Origin of the sequence: Chitinimonas viridis, from assembly GCF_030409555.1 — a bacterium.
Lineage (GTDB): Bacteria > Pseudomonadota > Gammaproteobacteria > Burkholderiales > Chitinimonadaceae > Chitinimonas > Chitinimonas viridis.
On record NZ_JAUFPU010000007.1, the window covers coordinates 33,455 to 56,535 of the forward strand.

The following is a 23,081-nucleotide window of genomic DNA, read 5'->3' on the forward strand; positions in this document are numbered from 1 at the left end:
TTTTGCATTGCCCCTGCCCCTAGTCCATACCGCCACCATGCATACCTCCCTCCCCCTCGCCGCCGGTCTGGGACTGCGGCTACCCCATATCCGCGAAGTGATAGACAGCCGCCCTGCCGTTGCCTGGTTCGAGGTGCATCCCGAGAATTATTTTGGCGGTGGGGCCAACCTGGCCGCCCTGCGCCGGGTAAGGGCAGACTACCCGCTCAGCTTGCATGGTGTGGGCATGGGCCTGGGGTCGGCGGTGGGGCTGGATGCCGGGCATCTGGCCCGTTTTCGCGACCTGATCGACGCGCTGGAGCCTGCCAGCATCTCTGAGCACCTGTGCTGGAACCGCACGGGCGAGGAGTGCTACAACGACCTGCTGCCTTTGCCCTACAGTGCCGCCGCGCTGGACTTCATGGTGGAACAGCTTGGCCGAGCGCAGGACGTGCTGGGCCGCCCCCTGCTGATCGAGAACCTGTCGTCCTATGTCAGCCTGGTCGACGATGCCATCCCCGAGGGTGAATTCCTGGCCGAGCTGAGCCGCCGCAGCGGTTGCGGCCTGCTGCTGGATCTCAACAACCTCCATGTCAACGAGCACAATCTCGGACGCAGCGCCCACGCCGCCCTGGCGGCACTGCCGCTGCAGGCCGTGGGCGAAATCCATATCGCCGGCTTCGAAGAGCGCGACGACGGCCTGTGGCTGGACACCCATGGCACCCCCGTGCGCGAAGCTGTCTGGGATCTGCTTGATGCCGCACTGGCCCGGTTTGGCCCACTGCCCGTGCTGCTGGAACGTGACACCAAGCTGCCGCCACTGGCCGATCTGCTGCAGGAAACCAGCCGTGCCCAAGCCGCGCTGGACAGACTGGGAGTACGGCCATGAAACTGGATGAACTGCAGCGACGTTTTGCCCAGGCCCTGCACGATGCAGCAGCCGCCCAGGCACTGTTCGGCGCCAGCGCCCACGGGGCCAGCGCCTATGCCAACAACACCCTGTTCAACCGCGCCGATGCCCTGGCCGAAGCCTACCCCATCGTACGCCAGCTGGTAGGCGATGACTTCTTTGGCGGCATGGCCCGAGCCTATGCCCGCGCCACTCCGTCCCGCTCGGGCGATCTGAATCGCTACGGCGATGGTTTTGCCGAGTTCATCCGCGACTTCCCCCCCGCCCAGGACATACCTTTCCTGGCCGATGCTGCCCGGCTGGACTGGCTGTGCCACCTGGCCTACTACGCCGAGGACAACCCGCCCTTCGATCTGCCGCGCCTGGCCAGCGTGCCTGCAGAACAGCATGGCAGCCTGCATTTTCAACTGGCCCCATCCGTCAGCCTGCTGCGCTCACCCTGGCCCGTCGCCAGCCTGTGGCTGGCGCACCAGCCCGAGGGGGGCGATTTTCCCTCGCCCGACCAGGGCGGTGAAATGGCGCTGGCCTGGCGCAATCCGCATAACCGGGTACAGGTACGCCGGCTCATGCCTGCCGATCACGCCTTCCTGGCAGCCTGTGCCCGCCAGCTACCATTGGCCGAAGCGCTGGAGTGCGCCATGGATGAAGACATGGAATTTGATTTCGGACTGTCATTGCAGCAGTGGTTGCACGACCAAGTCATCGTCGATTTCAATGAAAGCCCGTCAACATGAACACCCTGCTCGCCCGTAGTCTGCAACTGGGCCGTTGCGCCATCCATCTGACAGACCGCTGGTTCGCCCCGGTGGCCGATCTGGCCGCCCGCCTGTATATCGCCCAGGTATTCTTTTCCGCCGGCCTGACCAAGCTGAATGACTGGGACACCACCCTCTTCCTGTTCACCGAAGAATACCGTGTCCCCCTGCTCCCCCCCAACCTGGCCGCCCTGGGGGGCACCTTCGGTGAGCTGTTCTTCCCCGTGCTGCTGGCGCTGGGCTTGGTCGGCAGGCTGGGCGCGCTGGGCCTGTTCGGCGTCAACCTCATGGCCGTCGTCTCCTACTGGCATGTGCTGGGTACGCCCGAACAAGCTGCCGGCCTCACCCACCACCTCGTCTGGGGTCTGCTGCTGGCCAGCCTGATCGCCCATGGCCCTGGCAAGCTGTCGCTCGATGCCCTGATACGGCATCGCTGGCCCGACCTCGGCAAGGCCGCCTGAAACCTGGCTGCACACGCCCTCTCACGGCACTGCAGCCTGGGTCAACGGCTCAGTATTGCGGTGCCAGCGGCTGTACCCGCTCGCGGTTGCCTAGGTTCCATTTGGCACAGTACCACTTGGTCTGCTGATTGGTGGTACCCACCAGGACCGACAAGGTATCGCTGACATAGCGCAGTCCATCCACCGTCTGCACCGGCTTGAATGCCACCTTGAGGTTTTGCTCCAGCGTGCGCTTGACCTCCTCCACCGGCTGGGCAATCAGCACACCCAGCATCAGCGCACGGCTGGTGTCCACATTGGTGAAGACTTCCACCGTGCTGGCCCCGCCCAGCTGCGCCCCCTGCGAGCTCCACCAGCGGGCCTCGCCCCAATCGCGGATGCTGGCCTGCAAGTGCTTGTCGAAATAGCCTTGCCAGAACGCCGTGCTCCAGTCCGAGCGGCACAGCAGGGCCGACTCGACCTTGTCATTGAAATCGGTAGGTAGTGCCCATGCCGGCGCAGCGGCCATCACCGCCAACGCCCCAAGGGCCGTCAGCCTGATGGCAAGGCGGTGGCGCGTGCTGCGCCCCGGCCGCCGGCACACAGCTGACTCAGCCGCTATTGCGCAGGCCGGCCGCAATGCCATTGATGGTGAGATGTATCGCATACAGCACATCCTCGCTCTCGTCGCCCTCGCGGAACCGCTTGATCAGGTCCACCTGTATATGGTTCAGCGGGTCCAGATAGGGTAGCCGGTTCTTCAGGCTGCGCGCCAGCAGCGGGTTGTCGCCTAGCAATTCCTTGTGACCGGTGATGGCCAGCACGGCATCGACTGAACGCCGCCATTCAGCCTTGATGCGGCCAAAGATGCGCGCCGCAATATCGGCGTCCTTCACCAGCGTGGCATAGCGACTGGCGATCTGGATATCGCTCTTGGCCAGCACCATCTCCATATTGCTGATGGTGGCGCGGAAGAAGGGCCAGTCACGATACAAGGCAGCCAGCTCCTCAATGGCCGCCTCACCGCGCTCGCGGCGGTAGTCCTCGATGGCCGTACCAAAACCGTACCAGCCGGGCAGCATCAAACGGCTTTGCGCCCAGGAGAACACCCAGGGTATGGCGCGCAGGTCGGCAATGCTGTTGGTCGCCTTGCGTGCCGCCGGACGGCTGCCGATATTGAGCTTGGCAATCTCCGAAATCGGCGTCGCTTCGCGGAAATAGGTAATGAACTCCGGTGTGGCATAGACCAGGTCGCGGTACTCACGGTAGGCCATGCCCGACAGCCGCTCCAGCAGCTCCAGCCGCTCCGGCGTATCGGCCTGCAATGCCTGTTCAGGCGGAAAGCTGGCGCTGAGGGTGGCCGCCAGCAGGGTTTCCAGGTTGCGGCGGCCCACCTCGGCATCGGAGTACTTGGCGGCAATGATTTCGCCCTGCTCAGTAATCCGTATCTGCCCCGCCACCGAACCTGCTGGCTGCGCCAGGATGGCCTCGTAGCTGGGGCCACCACCACGGCCCACCGAACCACCCCGGCCATGGAACAGCCGCATCTGTATACCTGCCTGGCGGAACACCTCCACCAGTTTGACTTCCGCCTTGTACAGCTCCCAGTTGGAGGTCAGGTAGCCGCCATCCTTGTTGCTGTCGGAGTAGCCGAGCATGATCTCCTGCACATTGCCACGGCTGGCCAGCAACTGGCGCCAGGCGGGCAGGCCGAACAGCTCGCGGACTATGCTGTCGCTGCCACGTAGGTCGGGTATGGTCTCGAACAGCGGAATGATGTTGACGGCGGCAAAGGGCTGGGGCGACAGGGCCACCAGACCGACCTCCTTCAACAGCACGGCCACCTCTAGCAGATCGGACACGCTAGTGGCATTGGAGATGATGTAGTTGGGCAAAGCCGCCGCGCCATATTTGGCATGCACCAGGGCAGCGGTGCGGGCAATGGCCAGTTCCTTGGCCGTTTCCTCGCTGTATTGCACATAGGGCGTCACCAGCAGACGAGCACTGGCCAGCTCGCGCAACAACACGGTACGCCGCGCAGCCTCATCCAGTGCCAGATAGTCTTCCAACCCCGCCTTCTGGAACAGCTCGGCCACCAAGCGCTCATGCACGCCGCTGTGCTGGCGCATATCCAGGGGTGCCAGATGAAAGCCAAACACCGTTACCGCCCGTATCAGCCGGCGCAGCCGGCCACTGGCCAGCAGGGCAGAACCATGGCTGGCCAGCGACGTGGCAATGGCCTGCAGATCGGCAACCAGGTCGGCGGCGCAGGCATAGGGGGCCGCCCCTTCGAACGGCAGTATCTCGCCCCGGAACTTGCCCAGCAGGTGAGCCGTCGCCAGGATGCGCTGGCGTATCGCCGCCATGGCCTGCCGGTAGGGCTCTTCTGCCCGGCTGATGGGCTGGTCGGGCGAGCCTGCCGCAATCAGCCGCACCGCTTCGCTCACTGTCACCAGGCGGGACGACAGGCTCAGTTCGCCCTCCAGCTTGGTGGCTTCCTCGAAATAGAAGTCAAACGCCACGGCCGCCTGACGGGCCGCCGCATGCAGGGTCACTTCCGGGGTCACAAAGGGGTTGCCGTCGCGGTCGCCGCCTATCCAGCAACCTACATGCATAAAGGTCGGCAAGGTCACCGGCGCACCCGTCAGCGTAGACAGCCTGTCCTCCAGCTCGATATAGATGCGCGGCAGTTGCTTCAGGAAGGTCGAGCGGAAATAGCTCAGCCCATTCTCGATCTCGTCCTTGACCGACAGCTTGAACGCCCGGATTTCGCGGGTCTGCCATAGCGTCAGCACCACCCGCTGCAGCGCGATCTGATTCTCTTCCAGCTCCTCCGGCGTCAACGCCTGGCGATCCCGCATGGTCAGGGTACGGGCAATGGTGCGCTCGCAATCGAGCTGGGTCTTGCGCTGCACTTCGGTGGGGTGCGCCGTCAGCACCGGCGCAATCAGGGTGGCCGCCACCATATTCTTGATGGCCTCGGCCGAGATACCGCGCGCCACCAGCGCATCCAGCGAATGCGCCAGGCTGCCGCGCTGCGGCTGGCTGCCCTGCATGCGGTGGTAACGGCGGCGGCGATTGTGATGCAGGTCTTCTGCAATATTGGAAAGATGCGAGAAATAGCTGAATGCCCGCGCCAGTGCCACGGTGTTGTCATGCGACAGGGTAGCCAGGGTAGAGGCCAGCTCATCTGCCGCCGTGGAGTCTGCCTCCCAGACAAAACGCACAGCCAGCTCGCGCACAGCCTCGATCTGTTTCAAGGTGTCCTCGCCGGTCTCGGTCCGTATGGTATCGGCCAGCAGGCGGGCAAGCAGATCAAGATCCTGCTCCAGCGGCAGGTCTTTGGCGGCGGCATTGTCGTAAAGGGCCATGGCGAGTCTCGTGTCGGTGGGGATGCTGCGGTGCGCTAGCGAGAGTAAAGGACTCACACCGTGTAGGGAATTGTAGTCGAACTACATACCGGAAAATCCTCTGCTTTGCCGTTTTTCTACCACCCAGGCGCAACAAAGCCCGCATGACAGCGGGCTTTGTTGCGCACCAGAGTAGGCTTCCTGCTTCGTAGCAAGGGCTACACAGGCTCTTAGATGTCGTAAAGCGCCTTCAACTGCGCAATCCTCGGCGCCAGCTCCGCAGCCTCGCCTGGCTGCAGCAGGCTGATGATACGGCCCAGCACCCGCTTCTCGTTATCGTCCAGCTTGCCGTCGCGCAGGGCGATGGTCAGTATCTGGTCGAACTCGGCGCGGTCCAGCTTGCCGTCATTGCCAAAGCAGCTGATGGATCGAAAGCTCATCTCCAGGTAATCGTGTGCTTCGTTTTGACTCATGTTTCTTCCTTTGCATAAGGGGTTAGTTGTCTGGGTCGGCGATGCCGGTCGTCAGATCGGTATTTCATCGGCGGCGGGTGGTGGCTCGCTGCTGCGTGGCTTCAGCTGCAGCTTGCTGGCCCCTACCTTGCTGGCGATAGCCTGCAGTTGTTCGTTCAGTAGTTGCACCCGGTCCCAGATGTCATGGTCCAGCCTGATCTTGTGGTTCATGGCGCTGACCACAGGCACCAGCCCGGTATCGAACGATTGCGCCATGCGCTTGACCGTTTCGGACAAGTCCCCCAGGTCTGGCGGGGCCACCTGCACCGTGGTCTGCTGCGCTGCCATGGCCGCCCCCAGGCTCGCCAGGGCTGCCTGCACGCCCTCGGCCCATTGCGGGGCATGGCCAGCCTGCAAGGCCAGGTGTATCTCGCCCAGTTGCCCGGTGATGTGCGACAGCTGGGTAGCCAGCTTGCTGGCGCCATCGGCCTCGTCGCCACCCGTGCGCTTGATATGCTGGTAGTCGCGCTTGATCTGGGCCCAGCGCTCGGCTTCGGCGGCCGACATGCCACCTCGCAGCTCAGCCAGGCGCAGCAGGTTTTCCTCGGCACCTGCAGTCAAGGTCTGCGCCTCGCCCTGGTAATGGTCGGCCAATAGCTGGGCCAGCTCAGCTTCACTCTGCAGGGCGTTCACCTTTTCGGCCAGCTTGGCCATATTGCGGTAGCTACCCTGCAGCTTGAATGCCGGCTCGGTGCGATAGGCATCGGCCTGGGCGGCCGAGGCAATATAGCTGGCGTTGACCTTCATCACTGTATCGCGCAGGCGTAGCAAGCGCTGCAACACCCCTACGATCTCACTGATCTCGGCCTGGCCGTAGGGATGGGAAAGTGCCGACGGCGGTATCTCTTCACCGGCCGCCATGCGCAGGAAGCGGTGCAGGTCATCCGGGTCACGGTTGGCCAACGGCGCCAGTACCGGGTTGCTGGTCAGGCAGTTCTCGATATAGCTGAGTGCAAACAGATCCTCCTTGCCACCCAGCACATCGCCCAGATTGTAGATATCCGCCCGGTTGGCCAGCATGTCGGGAATCTTGAATACATCGCCCGACTCGGTATAGGGGTTACCTGCCATGACGATGGCAAATTTCTTGCCGCGCAGGTCGCAGGTCCGTGGCTGGCCATTCCACACGCCGTCTATGCGGCGGGTGGCGTCGCACAGGCTGATGAATTTCTGCAGGAAGGCCGGATGGGTGTGCTGGATATCGTCCAGGTAGAGCATCACATTGTTACCCATCACCAGCGCCAGATTGAGCTTTTCCAGCTCCTGCCTGGCGGTGACATCGGGTGCGTCGGCCGGGTCCAACGAGCTGACCTCGTGCCCCAGCGAAGGGCAGTTGATGCGCACGAACACCAGCCCCAGCCGGTTGGCCAGGTATTCCATCAAGGTGGTCTTGCCATAGCCCGGTGGCGAAATCAGCAGCAGCAGGCCCATCTGGTCCACCCGGCGACTATCGCCTACCGTCCCTATCTGCTTGGCAAAGTTCGCCCCCACCAGAGGCAGATAGACTTCCGAGATCAGCTTGTTGCGCACAAAGCTGCTCAGCGGCTTGGCCTGGAAATCCTTCAAACGCAGCCGTTCCCGCTCCCGTCCCAGCAGTTCGCCACGCAGCGCCTGATATTGCTCGAAGCCTGGCAACACCTGCTCCACATGGTGGCGCAGGCGCTGGGCGAAATCGTCCAGCGTCAGCTGCAAGCACCCCTCATGCAGTCGGGGATGCTGACCCAGCAAACCTGTCACCTCCACCTCCAGCACCGCGTTGACGCGCCGCCTGGGCAGGTCAGCCAGCAGCACGGCGGCGGCCTCGGCCACAAAATGGGTAGAGCCGCCATGACGCCGGACATAGCCCTGCAACCAGGACTGCACCGCACGCCAGCGCTGTACCAGGCCGGCATGTCCCAAGGCATCGCGCCAGTCGCCAAAATGGCCGCGCTCGGTCAGGGTGCGCACAAAAGCCTGCGCCAAGTCGTCTGCCGCTGCCGACAACACAAACTGCAGCGCCGTCTGGCCTAGCTCCTCGGCCAGGTAGCTGGCCACCAGCGGGGCAGCCGGCAGTTGGTCGGCCGCCTCAAACCCTGCCTGTTGCAGCCAGGCCTCCAACTGTTCGGCCAGCTCGGCCACCAGTTGCTGCTGGGCGCCATGCTCGTCAAATTCGCCCAGCAGCAGGCTGGCCTGGCGCGCGCGCAATGCCAGGGCATGCTGGCGGGCCTCGTCCAGGCTGGCCCAGAACAACTGGGCCACGGCCCGGCTCAGTGGCGGAATGGCCAGCGTCCCAGCAGCCGTGCGCATGGGTAGCAGGGCTGCCAGCACGCGGCTAGCATCCTCGTCATGCACGCCCTTCTGATAGCCCTCCTGATAGCGGGGTGCGGCAAAGGTCTGCACCTTCTGCAGCAGGGTACCTTCCAGCGCTGCCACATCCAGCTGGTTATTGCTCAGGCCCTCCCACCCCTGTTCCGCCGCGCGCAGCACCTGCCAGGCCAGGTACTCTGCACGGTACACCTCTGGGCTCTCGGACGGCAGGGCCAATCCCCAGTAGGGGCGCAGTCCGGTCAGCCGGTCATCCGCAACCGGCTCGGTATAGTCCGTCCCACTGAGGTGGACACACAGCGTATCGTCCCGCGCAGCCAATGCCAGTTCCAGCGCCTGCTGGCTGACGCTGAACCGGTGCTTGCCCAGCCGTATCAGCTTGCCGCCGTCTTCAAAGATGTCAGCCTGGTCGCGCAAGGCGCGTACTGACTGATCCTGGGCCGACTTGAGCTGCCCTTCCAGCTGGTCGGCACTGACGTTGTCGCCCGCGCCACGCAGGCTGGCGATCAACTCACGCAGCTTGAGTACCAGTTGGTCGGCCGCAAAATAGGTCTGCAGCGCCGTGGCATCGGCGAACTTGCCTATCTTCTTGGCAACGCCGGCGGCCAGGCGGTCGGCCGCCGCCTTCAGGCTGCCCAGCTTCTGCTGCCGCTCGGCCAGCAGGCCCTGGCGCTTGGCTTCAAAGGCCTCGAATACCGCCTCGCGCTTGCCCAGGATATCGCCCAGGAAGGCCTCATGCTCGCCAAAGCGGCCTTCCAGCTCCTCCAGCTGCCCCACCAGCCTGGCCAATTGTTCGTCGCAGGCTTCCGGCGTTGCCGCCAGGTTGAGGCCATTGTCCAGGCTCTGGCCAAACAGCTTGAGCTGGGCACCGAATTCCGCCTGGGCCTCAGCCACGCCAAGCTGTTTCTTGCGGTTGCCGGCCTCGGCACGCAACTGGTTGACCCTGGCATAGACCGTGGAAATAGCATCCAGCAGACGCGTGCGCAGCACTGCGTCGCCTACCTTGAGCGCACCCAGGGTTTCCGTCAGCAGGTCCAGGCTGTCACCCACATCGTCCAGTGCGCTCAGCAAAGGCGCCAGTTGCGCAACAGTAGCGGCGCCCGGCACCTTGGCGGCAATCTCGGCCAGTTGGGTATCAAACGCCGCCAATGCTGCCGGCTCCGACAGGAACCGCACCGCGCCTTCGCCCAGCAGATCCTGCTCGCGTGCCAGGATGGCATCCAGCTCGGCAATCCGGGCCGTATCGATATAGCGCAGGTCTTTCAGCGTCAGCAGCTTGCCCCTTGCCTGCCGAAGCCTATCCAGCAACTCGGTGAATTGGCGCGGGTGCTGCCAGATGGTGCGCTTGATCTCCGCCACCAATGCCGCCTGATTGGCCTCAGCCTCGGCGATGGCCTGGGCGGCCGTACGGCGGTATTGCTCGACCTTGTCGAACTCGTCCAGCATCAGTCTGGCGGTATGGGCCAGCTGTTTCAGGCCCTCCGCCAGATCGACTTCCGGCGTGGCCAGCCAGAAATAGCCATCCACCACGCGGCGCGCGCGCTTTTCCAGGTCTTCATACATGGCGCGGGCAGGGGCCGATGCCTGTGCGGCACGGGCCAGCCCAAACAGCTCGGCAATGCCGCGTACCAGCTCGCCATTGCCCAGCTTGCCAAGAAAGCTCTGCTTCTCCGTCGCACCAGCCGCATGCTCGTCGGTATGGAAAGGCGTATCCCACAACTGCATGGGATGCAGCCTGACAGGCTCGTCGGCATCAACCGAAAACGCGAGCATGCGGCCATCGGCATACAGGGCATAGCCATGGCCGACGATGGGATTGGCCAAGCGCTTGTGTATCAGGTTGTAGGGAAACAGGCCGTAGCGGCCCGCCTCCAGATTGCAGAAGACATACAGCACATCCTCGCCATTGGGCGAGCGGATAAGCCGGTCGAACCCCATACCAGCGCAGTCGGGGCCGAAGTCCTTGTACTCACCGCTGGCCAGGTAGATGCCGCCGGGAAAGATGATGCCCTGATCCTCGGGCAGGCTGATGCAGGCCTGGCCCAGGGCATCGATACGCTGTACCGAACGGGTACGGGGGTTGAACACCAGGTAGCGGTAAGCGGCCTCCCGGTATGGCCGTATCTTCAGCAGCAGCACGCCGCCGGCGCGGGCGTACTGGATGTCGGCATCCATCAGGGACTGGGTGCTGTCCTCCACCGGCTCGCTATAGATACCCAGGCCGGTCTCGGTATTGTTCTCCACCTTGATGGTCAGGTCACCCCCCACCGTCTCGACAAACACGGTATCGAGGACATTGACGTGTGGATGGCGCCCCAGCACATGCTGCTCGCGGGTGGTGGCCTGCCACTCGAAATCATGGCTGGGCGGCAGGGCCATATCGCGCTCACCGCGATTGTCGATGTAGCTGGCACGGCCATCGACCGCCAGCTCCCAGCGGAACACCCGCAGGTTCTGCATGCTGGGGCCGGTCTTGAATGCCGCCAGCAGCTTGCCGTTGACCAGCCGCAGTTGCAGCAGACTGGCCTCCTTATAATAGCCATACAGCTCGCGGAAATCCTGCTCGAAGCGGGCGTCGTCCAGCAGACTGCCCGCCAGCGGCAGCGCCTCCAGCTCAGGTCCATCGGCCGACTCGGCCAGGCGGTAGAGACCGAACACATCGCTGATGCGTGTCTCCTGCTTCAGCCCCAGGAACACGTTGTAGCCAAACAGCAGTGTATCGCCCACTCGGACAATATCGCGGGCGGTGCAATTGCTCTCGGTACGGGCCCGCACCCGGGCAGCCAGCGCCAGCTTGGATTCGCCAAACTCGGCCAGGCGTGCCGTATTGAGCGCTTCGGTCTTGCCCTCCAGCTCGCGGCCCTGCTTGGCTAGGCGGCCCTTTACCAGCTCATAGCCGCCGCTCTCCGCTACCTGCAGGTCGGTTTCTTGGTCTGTGGTCTGCATCGGTACTCAATCATGGCGCAGGGCGGTCGTACCACCCTGCGCGGTTGCAGGATCAATGGCTCTTGCTGTCGTCGCGGCTCAGGTAGGCCAATAGCTCGGCACGGTTGGCCTGACTATCCAGCCAATGCCTCAGCCGCACGGCCTCCTGGTAGACCGCCTCGCCCAAGCGGCTGCGCCAGGCCGACTCCCGGTGTGCCACGGCCTCTGCCTCGCGCACCCGTCGTTGCCACTGCGCCGACACCACCTCATCCAGCACGCCATCGTAACCATGCTGGCTCAGGGCAGCCCACTCATTCCCATCCAGCCAGACATGCTGGCAGCCAGCGCAATGGTCTAGCCGGAAGGGCAGCCCAGCTGCCACCCGCAGGCGGTTCATCAAGCGATGGCAATGCGGGCAGGCAGCTGCCTGCGCCACCTCAGCAGCGACATCCTCGCCGCCCACCACCACCGGCTCGGGTTTGCCGGCAGCCTGGCGTTTGGCACGCCAGGTCCGCCAGTGCTCCATGGCCAGCCAGCTACCGTGGCATTGCGCGCAACTATCAGCCTTGAGGCCCGGGCTCAGTTCGGTCGTTGCCAGCACCTGGTCGCTGCAACGTATGCAATTGGTCGCCATCGTCAGCCCCTTACTTACGCCCGAACTTGCCCAGTAACTGGCCTATCAGGGCTTTCTGCTCTTCACTGCCTTCGCTCATGACCTTGGCCAGGAAGGCCGATACCGTGAGGTTCTGCAGATCATCGGTGCCCACATTGCCCATGATGCCCTTCACATCGGCGAGCAAGTCCTTCTCGCCATTGAGATGGCCCTTGAACACCGTCTGCAGGGTCTCGCTCTTGCCTATGGTGGCATCTATGGCCTTGCCTATGCCCAGCGCATTGACGAAGCGCTGGAAGTAGTCGCCGTCGCCCCCCACGATGTCGATCTTGGCGTTGCCCAGAGCAGTGGACAGGACCTCGGCCTGTTCGCGGGCAATCGAGGTATTGGCCTCGATGGCCTTGAGGGTCTCGATATGGGCATTGTCCAGCCGCATGCGGAATTCCTCGTGCGAGCGGGTGTCTTCGGTCATCGCGCCCATGGCGGCAAACTTCTCCTTCAGGCCGGCTGCTTCGGCCACGAAGCGGGCCTGGATGGCAGACGCTTCGGCCTCGCCCTGTTGGCGCAAGGCATCGGCATCCGCCAGGCGCACATGCACATCGGCCAGGCCCAGCTTCTCCTTGCCGGTGGCCTCAGCTTCCAGCTTGTCTTTCAGCGCGCTGGCTTCGGCATGGCCAAACTTGGCCACAGCATCGGCATCGGCCAGCTTCACCCGCACCGCCGCCATGCCATCCTTCTCCTTGGCATCGGCCTGTACCGTCATCACCTTGGCCTCAGCCAGGCCGGCTGCCGCGCTGAGTGCCTCTATACCTTCGGCCTCGCGCTTCTTCGACTCGGCTTCCTTCTCTGCCACCTTGAGCTTGGCCTCGGCCAGCGTCAGCTGCTCGGCCGCCTTGTGCTTGGCGCGCAGCTCCTCGGCCTCGGCCGCCTTCACATCCACCACCATCTGCTCGGCGGCCCGACCTTCGGCGCTGATCACGGTCGCCTTCTTGTTGCGGTCGGCTTCCGACACCACCCGCAGCTCATTGATGGCTTCCTCCTGTTCCGCCACGGTACGTTCCACGGCAATCCGCTCGCGTATCACCTCGGCGATGTTCTTCTTCTCGACTTCAACAGCCTTTTCCTTGTCTATCTCCTGCAAGGTCACTTCGCGCTCGCGTGCCACCACCTCCAGCTCGCGGGCACGGACAACCTTTTCTTCCTCGATGGCCACAGCGCGCTTGCGGTTGTTCTCCGCCACCTCGGTTTCACGCTTCATGTTCTCGTTCTGTACAGCCAGGTCCTGCTCCATCTTGATGCGGGCGGTCTCGGCCTTCAGTCTTTCCTCGGCCTGCACCTTGGCGGCCTCAGCCTCCTCCCGGGCACGCACCGAGGTGATCTCGCGCTGCTGCCGCGCCTCGGCATCGGCCTGCTGCCGTTCCAGCTCCAGCAGGGCTTCGGTGGTCTGCACATCCTTCTTCTTGATCTGCATCTGCTCATTGCGCTGCAGCTCATTGGTCTGCACGTGCTCCACCGCCGTCAGCTCGGTAATCTTGCGTATGCCCTGGGCGTCCAGGATATTGCTGGGATCCAGCTTCTCGATGGGCGTCTGCTCCAGGAAATCAATGGCCGCATCGTCCAACACGTAGCCAGACAAGTCGTCGCCTATCTGGCGGATGATCTCGTCGCGGAATCGGTCGCGCGCCTGGTAGAGATCAACGAAGTCCATGGACTTGCCCACAGTCTTGAGCGCCTCGGAGAACTTGGCAGAGAACAGCTCCTCCAGCGTCGATTGATCGGACGCACGGGCGCAGCCAACAGCCTGCGCCACCTTGAGTACATCCTCGGCGGTCTTGTTGACGCGGATGAAGAAGGTGACCTTGATGTCGGCGCGGATATTGTCGGCGCAGATCAATCCCTCCTTGCCCGAGCGGTCGATCACGATGGTCTTGAGCGATATCTCCATCGTTTCCTTCTTGTGGATGATGGGATAGGCCACCCCACCGGTGAAGGTGACATCCGGCACGGCCTTAAGCTTGTTGATGATCAGGGCATGGCCCTGCTCCACCTTGTTGTAGAACTTCGCGAACAAGGCAAAGATGCCGAAAATGATGACGGCAAGTACGCCGACAGCGATCAGAATGGCTTCCATTGGGGTATTTCTCCTTGAGCTGACGGCCCCTGGCGAGGCTCTGTAGCGGGTAATCCAGTAATTTATTGTTGAACAGCTATTGCGTAGGCATCAAATCAGCGGTGACTCCACCACCTCGTAGCAGCCACTGCCTTCGTCGTAGCTGATGATAGTGGCCACCGAGCCCTTGACCAGACTATTGGGAGCGGCAGCCCTGACCCGGATGGCGATGGCCGTGCCTTCGGTTTCCACATTGGCCTGGCCAAAGCGCTCATCCACCTTCAGCGTGGTGATCTGGCAGCTCAGCCCCACCAAGCTGGCATTACCCCGGGCGTTGTGTTCCACAAACAGGCCACGCATGGGGCGCAGCGCGCGCGCGGTGACAAATACGGCAGCCGCCAGTGCCGCTATCAGCACCACCGTACCGGCCAGCAGCGTCATCCAGCCCGGCATCCAGAACAGCAGGTAGCGGTCTGCCAGGTAGCACAGCAGCCAGGCAATCAGCACCACCAGGCTGATCACCACAGAGAACGGCACGCCGGTAAGTCCAAAGGCCACCACATAGCTGGCGATCTGGCCTAGCTCGCCAGGATCGGCATCCAGGTCGACATCAATGTCCAGCGCATCCAAGTCCAGTAGCCCGAACAGCGCCAGCACCCAATAGATCAGCAGCACGCCCAGCAATACTGTCAGCAGATTGGTGGGGTAGCTGGCCAGAGTGGTCGTGATTACATCTAGCATCTTGTTGTTGTCCTATGTCATGCGCGCCATACCGCATCACGGCGGCGGCGGGTGGCGCTGGGCAAAGGCGATCAGCTCCGCCGTCACCCGCTCCTTGATGGCCAGCCTGTCCTCCGCCGCCAGGCCAAAGCGGGCACCCAATGCATGGTAGTCCGCCTCGGCCAGCGACACCGTCAAACGTGGCCGTTTGGGGCGGGTAGATACGGGCAGGTTCAGCACCTGCCTTATCTGATCCGACGGCGACAGCTCATTGCGATAGGCGGCATAGCGCACCGCGCGCAGCACCGCCTCCTCCACATCGAATGCCACCTGCACCGCCTTGATTGCCGGTTCGGCCTCGCCCCAGCGTGCCGGTAGCTTAGGCATCGCCAGGCTCATCCGCAGGGGCCGCACGGCGGGCGGCAATCCGTGCCAGCACCGCAGCGCGCCGGCCAGCGTTCTCGCCTATGCCGGCGGCTTCCAGCTTGCGCTCCAGCGCCTGCCCACCTATCTCATTGTCCAGCTCGGCCGCCGCCGTCATCCGGTCGGCCAGATCCTGCTGGCGCTGCTTGATGCGCTCCAGCGACTCCCTGGCCGACAGCAGCTTGGAACCACCCGAGCCCATGCTATGCGAGATGGATTGCGTCGCCCGGTGCACGCTTTCGGTCGTCCTGGCCATCACCAGCTCACGCTCATGCTCGCGCACCTTGGCCTCGGCCTGCTTGATCAGCTCCTTCAGCCTGGCAATGCTGGCCGCGAATTCCGTGCGTGCCTGCTGCTGCGCTGCCAACTCGGTCTCCAGCGCCACGATGCGGTCTGCCACCTCCAGCGCCAGGGCATCTTCGCCCTTGTCCATGGCGGCCACGGCGTGGTTCTCGAAGCGCGCCTGCTCAGCCGCCAGCCGCTCGATCTCGCGCCCAGCCTGCATTTCCTTGGCCATCACCATGGTCAGGTCCTGCCTGGCCTGGGTCAGGGCTTGGCGGGCGTCGGTGATTTCCTGCTCGTAGATGCGGGTTCCGTTGGCATCCACCACCGCCTCGCCCAACTCACGCACACTGCCGCGTACTGCCGTAACGATCTTGTTGAAGATAGACATGATGACGCTCCTTCTCGCTTACTTCAGATACTCGGCAAATGCATCCAGCGCATCCACCGCGTTTTCGCTGAGGGTAGCCAGCTCCTGCGCCAGCTCCTCTGCACGGGATTGACGCGACAGCGCGCCATACACCACGAACCAGCCCTCCACCCGCGCAAACGACGACAGCGGCATGGGGATGTTCAAGTCCAGCAGCGCCTCCAGCAGCGCCACCCGGCGCTCTGCCAGCACCTCTTTGTCGTGCCAGAGATAGCAGATGCAGATGATCTGTTCGCCGCTATGGGTCAGGTAGATGGGCAGCTCCTCACGCCCGGCCAGCGTGGCCTGCACCACCTCCACCTCGCCCGGTATCGGCTGCCACTCCACGGTCAGCCCATAGACCGCCTCGGCAATGCGCGCGGCTGTTTCCATCCTGCTTTGAAACTCGGTCATTTCCCACCTCTTCTACCTGCGGCCATCGGTGCGCGCCTGTCGCGTCCTACTGATTGCCGTGTGCGTTGAAGTTAGAATTTCCGACATAAAATGTCAAGACATAAAATGTCACACACCCACAGCAGCCCCCGCCAGGCGGCCGGCGGCGGCCCGGAAAACAAAACGGGCCGGTGTATACACCGGCCCGTGGCTAGACTGTGATGGCGCTGCTAGTCGGAAAAGATCACCTGATCACGGCCACTGTTCTTGGCCTGGTACATGGCTTCATCGGCCCGTATCAGCATGGCATGGCCATTTTCGTCCTGTTTCAGCTGCGCCACGCCGGTCGAGAACCGGATGTCGATATGCTGGCTGTGATGGAAGAAGGGCGTCTTGGCGTTGACCTGGCGCAGGCGGTCCACCAGAAAGCGTGCGCCGTTCAGGTCGGTTTCGGGCAGCAGCACCAGGAACTCCTCGCCACCGTAACGCACCAGTACATCGCTCTCGCGCAGCACTGCCTTGGCTATGCTGGAGAAATGCATCAGCACCTTATCGCCCACCAGATGGCCGAATCTATCATTCACCTGCTTGAACTCGTCCAGATCCAGTATGCCTACCGTCAGCGGCAGATTGGCACGGCGGGCGCGCTTCACTTCACGGGTCAGCAGATGCTCCAGACCCTGCCGGTTGAGGGCCCCGGTCAACGGGTCCTGCTCCAGCGTCTTGCGGTTGATGGCGAGATCGGACTGTATCTTGTCCATGGTCGCCTTCAGCTCCTGCAGGTCGCGATGCGACGCATTCACGGTCTGACGGACCGAGCCGGTGGATTCGATCAAGGTGCTCAACACCTGCTCCAGCGTATCGGCATCGTGGCTGCTGCGCAGGGCATCCAGCGACTGATCCATGACCTCGCTGCCACGCAACAGGTCTTCCAGCAGCACTTCCGAGGTCTCGCTCATGCCGTCGAGCACGTCTGAAACACGGAACAGCACCTGATACGCACTCTTCAATTCCTCGTCGCTTTTATCCGTGGGGGACTTGATTGCGGCAATGGCGTTGTAGAATTTCGTATAGTTTTCCGGTGTCGGCGGCAAACCCAGCTCCGCAAGGCGCTTGAGCGCGATGCGGGCGATATCCGACGGCGTCAGAGTGGGTGACTGGGAAGGCGTCATCGAGCGTTCGTTCATTTATCGTCAACCACTTATATTACCAGAGCTTCGCGCAACTGAGCCGGGGCGATCGCACAACAGGACTCTATGCACATCCATATTCTTGGCATCTGTGGCACCTTCATGGGCGGTATCGCCCAGCTTGCTCGCGCCACCGGCCACACCGTGACAGGCTGCGATGCCAATGTCTACCCACCCATGAGCACCCAGCTCGAAGCAGCTGGTATACAACTCATTGAAGGCTACTCGCCCGAACAGATCAATCTCAAGGCTGATATTTACGTTATCGGCAATGTGGTGACGCGCGGTAATCCGCTGATGGAAGCCATACTGGACGCCGGCCTGCCCTATGTTTCCGGCCCGCAATGGCTGGCCGAGCATGTGTTGCGCAATCCGGCGCAACCCCTATGGGTACTGGCCGTGGCCGGCACTCACGGCAAGACCACCACCACCTCCATGCTGGCCTGGATACTGGAATACGCCGGGCTGGCGCCAGGCTTCCTGGTGGGCGGCGTGCCCGAGAACTTCGGCGTATCGGCCCGCCTGCCCGGCGAACCACGGCAGGAGCCCGGCGGCCGCTCACCTTTCTTCGTGATAGAGGCCGACGAATACGACACCGCTTTCTTCGACAAACGGTCCAAGTTTGTCCACTACCGGCCCCGTACCGCCATCCTCAACAACCTGGAATTCGACCACGCCGACATCTTTGCCGACCTGGCCGCCATCGAGACCCAGTTCCACCACCTGGTCCGCACCATCCCCAGCCAGGGCCTGATCGTGGCCAATGGCCGCGAGGACAGCCTGGAGCGGGTGCTCAAGCGCGGTTGCTGGTCGCCGGTGGCGCGATTTGGCGGTGCCGACGGCTGGCAGGTCGGCGCGGTTCACGACGATGGTTTCGACATCATCCTCGACGGCGCCCCGCAAGGCCGCCTGCGCTGGGACCTGATGGGCGAGCACAACCAGCTCAACGCCCTGGCCGCCCTGGCCGCTGCCCGCCATGTGGGTGTCACGCCCGAGGTCGGCATCGCCGCTCTGGCCGGATTCCGCAACGTCAAGCGCCGCATGGAAGTGCGCGGTACCGTCCATGGCGTGACCGTCTACGACGATTTTGCCCACCACCCCACCGCCATCGCGACCACCGTGGCCGGTCTGCGGCAGAAGATAGGCCGCTCGCGCATTCTGGCCGTACTGGAGCCACGTTCCAACACCATGAAGCTGGGCACCATGAAGCAAGCGCTGCCCGCCAGCCTGGCCGAGGCCGACCGGGTGTACTGCTACGGGGCCAACCTGGGCTGGGATGCCGCAGAGGCGCTGGCTCCCATGGGTGAAATCGCCCAGGCCCACGATGATTTGACTAAGCTGGTAGCAGCGGTCGCGGCCGAAGCACGGCCTGGCGATCACATATTGGTCATGAGCAATGGCGGTTTCGGTGGCATACACCAGAAGCTGCTGGCAGCCTTAGCACCCTGAGGATAACCATGCAGAACAACGATGCCCTGGTACAGCGACTGGTTCAATCGGTGCGCTTGTTTGGCGGTTTTACCGCCGAAGAAGCCCGCCAGTATCTCGCCGCCTGCCAGTTCGAGCAGCACCCGGCCGGTAAGCGCCTGCTGAACGAAGGCGAAGACGGTAGCGAGCTCTACGTACTGCTGTCGGGTACGGTAGCCGTCAACCGCTTCGCCGGCATCACCGAGCACGAGCTGACCCGTCTGGGGCCAGGCGAGACCTTTGGCGAACTCGCCCTGATCGATTTCGGCTGGCGCTCTGCCAGCGTAGTGGCCATAGACGATGTGCGGGTGCTGGTATTCAAGCGTGCCAGCATGCCGCGCCTGGCCGGGCTGGAAACCAAGCTTTACCGCAACCTGGCCATCATGATGGCAGGCCGCTTGCGCGAAACCGACGCCAGGCTGGCCGAGATGGCCGAGCAGAGCCAGGAGAAGCAAGCCTTCGAAAAGCTGGCCAGCGAAACCCAGCGCTACTTTGTTGGCTAGGGTCTTGCTAGCATGTCGGCCCAGCCACCGCCTGCCAGCCACCACCATGCCCCGCCAGATCGCCTTTCTTCGCGCCATCAATGTCGGTGGCCACCATGTCAGGATGGAAGACCTGCGCCGGCACCTGTCGGCCTTGGGCCTGACGGGTGTGGAGACCTTTATTGCCAGCGGCAACGTCATCTTTGATCGCGACGAGCGCACGGCTGTCGAACTCGAACAGGCCATCGCGCACCATCTGCAGCAGACGCTAGGCTACGAAGTAGCCACCTTTGTCCGCAGCGATGCCGAACTGGCCGCCATCGCCAGCCATCCAGCTTTCGAGGTGGAGAGGACTGGCAGCGGCCCACTGGCAGTCTGCCTGCTGGCCCAGCCCATGAGCCCTGCGCAACAGGCCACTCTGCTGGGCATGCGCAACGAACACGACGATTTCCATATACATGGCCGCGAGGTGTACTGGCTGCGGCGACAGCAAGCAAGCGAGTCGGTATTCAGCAATATGCTGTTCGAGAAGACCCTCAAGCTCAAGACCACCCTGCGTGGCATCAATACGCTGCAGAAGCTGGCGGCAAAATACCCAGCCGCTTGATCACCATCGCTACTGCCGGCTAAAGTGGCGATGTCTGGGTGCAGCAAGCGCCTCGCCGCACTTGTTGGCGCTCCCCCGATACACCTCATTACAAAGAAAGGAGGTCAATATGGTTATGTCTTCGTGCACCGTCTGGTTCGCACGCCTTTATGGCATGTACGCCCGCTCCTGCCCCATTTCTGTCGCGTTGCGATAGTGGGTCGGAGCAAAGCCCTCATTCCTGCCGAAAAGCCCTTCTTCCGCTTTTCCTGAGTCCTTTCCCGACTCCTGTCGTCAGCGCTTGTGTTGATGTGGATGCCTGCATCCCAAAAATATGGCAAGAGCGATGACTACACTGATTTCCGCACTCTCCCTGCAACTGGATACCGCCGACGGCGCTTTGTTCCAGGATCTGTCCTTTACCCTCAACCTGGGCGACCGTGTAGGTCTGCTGGGTCACAACGGCTGCGGCAAGAGCACGCTGCTGGGCTTGCTGACCGGCACCCGCGAGGCCACCGCCGGCACGGTGCACCACGCCCGCGCCTGTCGCCTGCAACATGTGGAGCAGCATCTGCCTGCCGAGCTGGCCGGCTTGACCCTGCACGCCGCCCTCTGCGCAGCCGTGGGCAACCATCCCGATGCACGCTGGCGCTCGGATGCCATGCTGCAGGAGCTGGGGTTCGAGCCCCATCACGCCCAGGTGCCCGTCTCCGGCCTGAGTGGCGGCCAGCACACCCGCCTGCTGCTGGGCCGTGCCCTGCTGCAGGAACCCAATATGTTGCTGCTGGACGAGCCCAGCAACCACCTGGACCTGCCCTCCCTGCTCTGGCTGGAGCAATTCCTGCAGCGCTGGACGGGCGGCTTTATCCTGGTCTCGCACGATGCCAGGCTGCTCGACAACGTTACCCGGCAGAGCTGGATACTGCGCGACAAGCGCTTGTACTGCTTTGACCTGCCCTGCAGCACGGCGCGGGCAGCGCTGGACGAGATGGACCAGGCCGCCAGCCAGCGCCATGCCGCCGAGCAGAAGGAAATAGACCGGCTCACCAGCAGCAGCCAGCGCCTGGCGATCTGGGGCCGTACCTACGACAATGAAGACCTGTCACGCAAGGCCAAGGTCATACAGAAGCGAGCCGACCGGCTGCGCGAGGAGCAGACCTTCGTCACCCAAGGCCCGCCATGGCGCCTGGCCCTGCAAGGTCAGGCCCTGGCGGCCGACCGCCTGCTGGCGCTGAGCGCACTGCCGGTAAGGCCCGCCGCAGGCTTGCCGCCGCTGTTTACGCTGGAGGATTGCAGCCTCAAGGCCGGCGACCGGGTTGCCCTGCTGGGCGCCAACGGCCTGGGCAAGTCCTCGCTGCTGCGGCAATGCTGGCAGGCCTTGCAGCACGAAGCCCAGGCTGACGGCATCCAGTTCCACAGCCAGGCTGCCGTTGGGTACTACGATCAGTCACAACAGCAGCTGCGCGACAACGATGACCTGATGAGCGCACTGGCGCCCTTTGCCCGCCTGTCCGGCCGCATCGCCGAGATGGACAGGCGCAGGGCCCTGATCAGCGCCGGATTTGCCTACCCCCGGCATGGCCAGAAGGTGGCGACACTCAGTGGCGGCGAGCGCTCGCGCCTGCTGTTCCTGGGGCTATCGCTGGCCAGCTACCATCTCCTGCTGCTGGACGAGCCGACCAACCACCTGGATATGGATGGCAAGGCCGAGCTGGCCCAAGCCCTGCTCGGCTACGCCGGCGGCGTGTTGCTGGTATCACATGACCGCGAGCTGATAGAGCGCGCCTGCAACCGCTACTGGCTGATACGCGATGGCCGGATAGAACAATGGCAGGATGCCGCACAAGCCTATGCCCGCATGCAGGAGGTGGCGCCCGCCACCCTCAGCCGGCCAGCCTCAGCACCGGTCGCGCCAGCTGCGGTGAGCGATACCGACCAGATGCTGGCCCGCTTGTGCGAGCTGGAAGCACGCCTGGCCGACGACCTTGGCCGCAAGCCGCGCCAGCAAAGACCGCAGGCTCAGCAGCAATGGCGCCAGGAGATCGCCAGCCTGAGTCAGGTCTTGGGTTTGTAGCGATCAGGCAGCAGGGTCGACCCTGCTGCCTCACCTACTCACGCCACCAGGCATCCCCGGCCGGTGGTTGCAACATGTCGACCGGCTGCCCCATGCGCGGCGTGGTCAAGGCTACCTGCTGAGCCTGTGCCAGGGCGCTGATGCGCTCGAAAGGCTCGTGCCAGGCATGCAGCGACAGGTCGAACGTGCCGTTGTGTATGGGCAGCAGCCACTTACCACGCAAATCCAGATGCGCCTGCAAGGATTGCTCCGGCAGCATGTGGATATCTGCCCATTGCTCGTTGTAGGCGCCCGTCTCCATCAGGGTCAGGTCAAACGGGCCGTACTTGTCGCCTATGGCCTTGAAGCCAGCGTGGTAGCCGGTGTCGCCGCTGAAGTAGAGCTTGAGCCCTGGCGCGGCAATCACCCAGGATGCCCACAGGGTGCTGTTGCGGTCGCTCAGGCTGCGGCCGGAAAAATGCTGCGCCGGCGTCGCGGCCAGCATCACCCCGCCTACCCGTGTCTCCTGCCACCAGTCCAGCTGCTGCACCTTGGCTGCCGGCACGCCCCAGGCCACCAGACGGTCGCCCACACCCAACGGGGTATAGAAGCGCTCCACCTTGGGGATGAGCGCCTGTATGGCCGCATGGTCCAGGTGGTCATAATGGTCATGCGACAGTATCACCCCCTTGATGGGCGGCAACGCCTCCAGGCTGATGGGGGGCTGATGGAAGCGCTTGGGCCCCAGCCACTGCAAGGGCGACGCCCGCTCCGAGAATACCGGGTCGGTCAGCCAGAACGCCCCTTCCAGCTTCAGCAGCATGGTGGAGTGGCCCAGGCGGTAGAGGGTGTTGTCAGGCGCGGCCAGCAGGTCGGCCTGGCTCAGCGCCAGCACCGGAATCGCCTTGCGGGGCGTGGTGTCCGGCGCTTTGTCCACCAGCATGCTCCAGGCGGCCTGCAGGGTCTGGCCCAAGCCGGGGCTGGGCGTGGTGGCGACATTGCGGAAACGACCTGCTTCAAACTGCGTGGAGCGCGGATAAGCAGGCACGGTGCTGCAGGCATTCAAGGCAAGGTAGGCCATGGCGACGGTCAATCCTATCAGGGTCAGGCGTAGGGGCTTCATCGGGTTCTCCGGAGCAGATCCTCTGCCCCTTCGAGATAAATTACACTACACAGTG

Annotated in this window: 19 protein-coding genes; 7 read left to right on the plus strand and 12 right to left on the minus strand. The window is 63.4% G+C overall.

What is annotated here, in order from left to right:
* Positions 1–37 precede the first annotated feature (37 nt).
* From bufB to QWZ03_RS08270, 3 genes are read left to right on the plus strand one after another with little or no spacing between them, the layout of a single operon-like run.
* Positions 38–868: an MNIO family bufferin maturase gene (bufB, locus tag QWZ03_RS08260; RefSeq protein ID WP_290332275.1), complete on the plus strand. Its 831-nt coding sequence runs from the start codon at positions 38–40 to the stop codon at positions 866–868.
* On the plus strand, positions 865–1,623 hold the full coding sequence (locus QWZ03_RS08265; protein ID WP_290332276.1) for an HvfC/BufC N-terminal domain-containing protein: 759 nt from the start codon (positions 865–867) through the stop codon (positions 1,621–1,623). Before bufB ends, QWZ03_RS08265 begins: the two co-directional genes overlap by 4 nt.
* On the plus strand, positions 1,620–2,105 hold the full coding sequence (locus tag QWZ03_RS08270) for a DoxX family protein (protein WP_290332277.1): 486 nt from the start codon (positions 1,620–1,622) through the stop codon (positions 2,103–2,105). Before QWZ03_RS08265 ends, QWZ03_RS08270 begins: the two co-directional genes overlap by 4 nt.
* A gap of 49 nt (positions 2,106–2,154) precedes the next feature.
* Here QWZ03_RS08270 and QWZ03_RS08275 read toward each other — a convergent pair whose 3' ends face one another.
* The 11 genes from QWZ03_RS08275 to QWZ03_RS08325 form a co-directional block, all read right to left on the minus strand.
* The gene (locus tag QWZ03_RS08275) at positions 2,155–2,613 is read right to left on the minus strand and encodes a hypothetical protein (protein ID WP_290332278.1); all 459 of its coding nucleotides are present in this window, start codon (positions 2,611–2,613) and stop codon (positions 2,155–2,157) included.
* Positions 2,614–2,695: 82 nt separating this feature from the next.
* Positions 2,696–5,455 carry a phosphoenolpyruvate carboxylase gene (gene ppc / locus QWZ03_RS08280; RefSeq protein WP_290332279.1) on the minus strand — a complete coding sequence of 920 codons (2,760 nt, stop codon included), beginning with the start codon at positions 5,453–5,455 and terminating at the stop codon, positions 2,696–2,698.
* 209 nt (positions 5,456–5,664) lie between these two features.
* The gene (locus tag QWZ03_RS08285) at positions 5,665–5,907 is read right to left on the minus strand and encodes a hypothetical protein (protein ID WP_290332280.1); all 243 of its coding nucleotides are present in this window, start codon (positions 5,905–5,907) and stop codon (positions 5,665–5,667) included.
* A 51-nt stretch (positions 5,908–5,958) separates the two neighbouring features.
* The gene (locus QWZ03_RS08290; RefSeq protein ID WP_290332281.1) at positions 5,959–11,196 is read right to left on the minus strand and encodes a DNA repair ATPase; all 5,238 of its coding nucleotides are present in this window, start codon (positions 11,194–11,196) and stop codon (positions 5,959–5,961) included.
* Positions 11,197–11,248: 52 nt separating this feature from the next.
* Positions 11,249–11,809, minus strand: a complete 561-nt coding sequence (locus tag QWZ03_RS08295) for a hypothetical protein (protein WP_290332282.1) — start codon at positions 11,807–11,809, stop codon at positions 11,249–11,251.
* Positions 11,810–11,819: 10 nt separating this feature from the next.
* Positions 11,820–13,919, minus strand: a complete 2,100-nt coding sequence (locus QWZ03_RS08300; protein WP_290332283.1) for a flotillin family protein — start codon at positions 13,917–13,919, stop codon at positions 11,820–11,822.
* Between the two features lie 90 nt (positions 13,920–14,009).
* The gene (locus tag QWZ03_RS08305) at positions 14,010–14,639 is read right to left on the minus strand and encodes a ubiquinone biosynthesis protein (protein WP_290332284.1); all 630 of its coding nucleotides are present in this window, start codon (positions 14,637–14,639) and stop codon (positions 14,010–14,012) included.
* A gap of 36 nt (positions 14,640–14,675) precedes the next feature.
* A complete protein-coding gene (locus QWZ03_RS08310; RefSeq protein ID WP_290332285.1) occupies positions 14,676–15,005 on the minus strand; it encodes a hypothetical protein in 330 nt (109 codons plus the stop codon).
* Positions 14,998–15,714 carry a PspA/IM30 family protein gene (locus QWZ03_RS08315; protein ID WP_290332286.1) on the minus strand — a complete coding sequence of 239 codons (717 nt, stop codon included), beginning with the start codon at positions 15,712–15,714 and terminating at the stop codon, positions 14,998–15,000. The genes QWZ03_RS08310 and QWZ03_RS08315 overlap by 8 nt, the downstream gene beginning before the upstream one ends.
* Before the next feature lie 18 nt (positions 15,715–15,732).
* Positions 15,733–16,146: a YjfI family protein gene (locus QWZ03_RS08320; protein WP_290332287.1), complete on the minus strand. Its 414-nt coding sequence runs from the start codon at positions 16,144–16,146 to the stop codon at positions 15,733–15,735.
* A gap of 209 nt (positions 16,147–16,355) precedes the next feature.
* On the minus strand, positions 16,356–17,312 hold the full coding sequence (locus QWZ03_RS08325; protein ID WP_290332288.1) for a GGDEF domain-containing protein: 957 nt from the start codon (positions 17,310–17,312) through the stop codon (positions 16,356–16,358).
* A 69-nt stretch (positions 17,313–17,381) separates the two neighbouring features.
* On the opposite strand from QWZ03_RS08325, the gene mpl reads away from it, so the two are divergent.
* The 4 genes from mpl (at position 17,382) to QWZ03_RS08345 (ending at position 21,924) form a co-directional block, all read left to right on the plus strand.
* Positions 17,382–18,764 (plus strand): UDP-N-acetylmuramate:L-alanyl-gamma-D-glutamyl-meso-diaminopimelate ligase, encoded by a 1,383-nt coding sequence (gene mpl, locus QWZ03_RS08330; protein WP_290332289.1) that lies wholly within the window; start codon positions 17,382–17,384, stop codon positions 18,762–18,764.
* 8 nt (positions 18,765–18,772) lie between these two features.
* Positions 18,773–19,285, plus strand: coding sequence for a Crp/Fnr family transcriptional regulator (locus tag QWZ03_RS08335; protein WP_290332290.1), 513 nt, complete (start codon positions 18,773–18,775; stop codon positions 19,283–19,285).
* Positions 19,286–19,331: 46 nt separating this feature from the next.
* Complete coding sequence (locus QWZ03_RS08340) at positions 19,332–19,871, plus strand: DUF1697 domain-containing protein (protein WP_290332291.1); 540 nt, start codon at positions 19,332–19,334, stop codon at positions 19,869–19,871.
* 325 nt (positions 19,872–20,196) lie between these two features.
* Entirely contained in the window at positions 20,197–21,924 is a 1,728-nt protein-coding gene (locus tag QWZ03_RS08345) for an ABC-F family ATP-binding cassette domain-containing protein (protein WP_290332292.1), read from the plus strand.
* A 34-nt stretch (positions 21,925–21,958) separates the two neighbouring features.
* On the opposite strand, the gene QWZ03_RS08350 is transcribed toward QWZ03_RS08345, so the two are convergent.
* Positions 21,959–23,026 (minus strand): MBL fold metallo-hydrolase, encoded by a 1,068-nt coding sequence (locus QWZ03_RS08350; RefSeq protein ID WP_290332293.1) that lies wholly within the window; start codon positions 23,024–23,026, stop codon positions 21,959–21,961.
* Positions 23,027–23,081: the final 55 nt, after the last annotated feature.

Excerpts from the sequence above, each read along its gene's own strand:
- bufB (WP_290332275.1), top strand. The coding sequence starts at position 38 with ATGCATACCTCCCTCCCCCTCGCCGCCGGTCTGGGACTGCGGCTACCC.
- QWZ03_RS08265 (WP_290332276.1), top strand. The coding sequence starts at position 865 with ATGAAACTGGATGAACTGCAGCGACGTTTTGCCCAGGCCCTGCACGAT.
- QWZ03_RS08270 (WP_290332277.1), top strand. The coding sequence starts at position 1,620 with ATGAACACCCTGCTCGCCCGTAGTCTGCAACTGGGCCGTTGCGCCATC.
- QWZ03_RS08275 (WP_290332278.1), bottom strand. The coding sequence starts at position 2,613 with ATGGCCGCTGCGCCGGCATGGGCACTACCTACCGATTTCAATGACAAG.
- ppc (WP_290332279.1), bottom strand. The coding sequence starts at position 5,455 with ATGGCCCTTTACGACAATGCCGCCGCCAAAGACCTGCCGCTGGAGCAG.
- QWZ03_RS08285 (WP_290332280.1), bottom strand. The coding sequence starts at position 5,907 with ATGAGTCAAAACGAAGCACACGATTACCTGGAGATGAGCTTTCGATCC.
- QWZ03_RS08290 (WP_290332281.1), bottom strand. The coding sequence starts at position 11,196 with ATGCAGACCACAGACCAAGAAACCGACCTGCAGGTAGCGGAGAGCGGC.
- QWZ03_RS08295 (WP_290332282.1), bottom strand. The coding sequence starts at position 11,809 with ATGGCGACCAATTGCATACGTTGCAGCGACCAGGTGCTGGCAACGACC.
- QWZ03_RS08300 (WP_290332283.1), bottom strand. The coding sequence starts at position 13,919 with ATGGAAGCCATTCTGATCGCTGTCGGCGTACTTGCCGTCATCATTTTC.
- QWZ03_RS08305 (WP_290332284.1), bottom strand. The coding sequence starts at position 14,639 with ATGCTAGATGTAATCACGACCACTCTGGCCAGCTACCCCACCAATCTG.
- QWZ03_RS08310 (WP_290332285.1), bottom strand. The coding sequence starts at position 15,005 with ATGCCTAAGCTACCGGCACGCTGGGGCGAGGCCGAACCGGCAATCAAG.
- QWZ03_RS08315 (WP_290332286.1), bottom strand. The coding sequence starts at position 15,714 with ATGTCTATCTTCAACAAGATCGTTACGGCAGTACGCGGCAGTGTGCGT.
- QWZ03_RS08320 (WP_290332287.1), bottom strand. The coding sequence starts at position 16,146 with ATGACCGAGTTTCAAAGCAGGATGGAAACAGCCGCGCGCATTGCCGAG.
- QWZ03_RS08325 (WP_290332288.1), bottom strand. The coding sequence starts at position 17,312 with ATGAACGAACGCTCGATGACGCCTTCCCAGTCACCCACTCTGACGCCG.
- mpl (WP_290332289.1), top strand. The coding sequence starts at position 17,382 with ATGCACATCCATATTCTTGGCATCTGTGGCACCTTCATGGGCGGTATC.
- QWZ03_RS08335 (WP_290332290.1), top strand. The coding sequence starts at position 18,773 with ATGCAGAACAACGATGCCCTGGTACAGCGACTGGTTCAATCGGTGCGC.
- QWZ03_RS08340 (WP_290332291.1), top strand. The coding sequence starts at position 19,332 with ATGCCCCGCCAGATCGCCTTTCTTCGCGCCATCAATGTCGGTGGCCAC.
- QWZ03_RS08345 (WP_290332292.1), top strand. The coding sequence starts at position 20,197 with ATGACTACACTGATTTCCGCACTCTCCCTGCAACTGGATACCGCCGAC.
- QWZ03_RS08350 (WP_290332293.1), bottom strand. The coding sequence starts at position 23,026 with ATGAAGCCCCTACGCCTGACCCTGATAGGATTGACCGTCGCCATGGCC.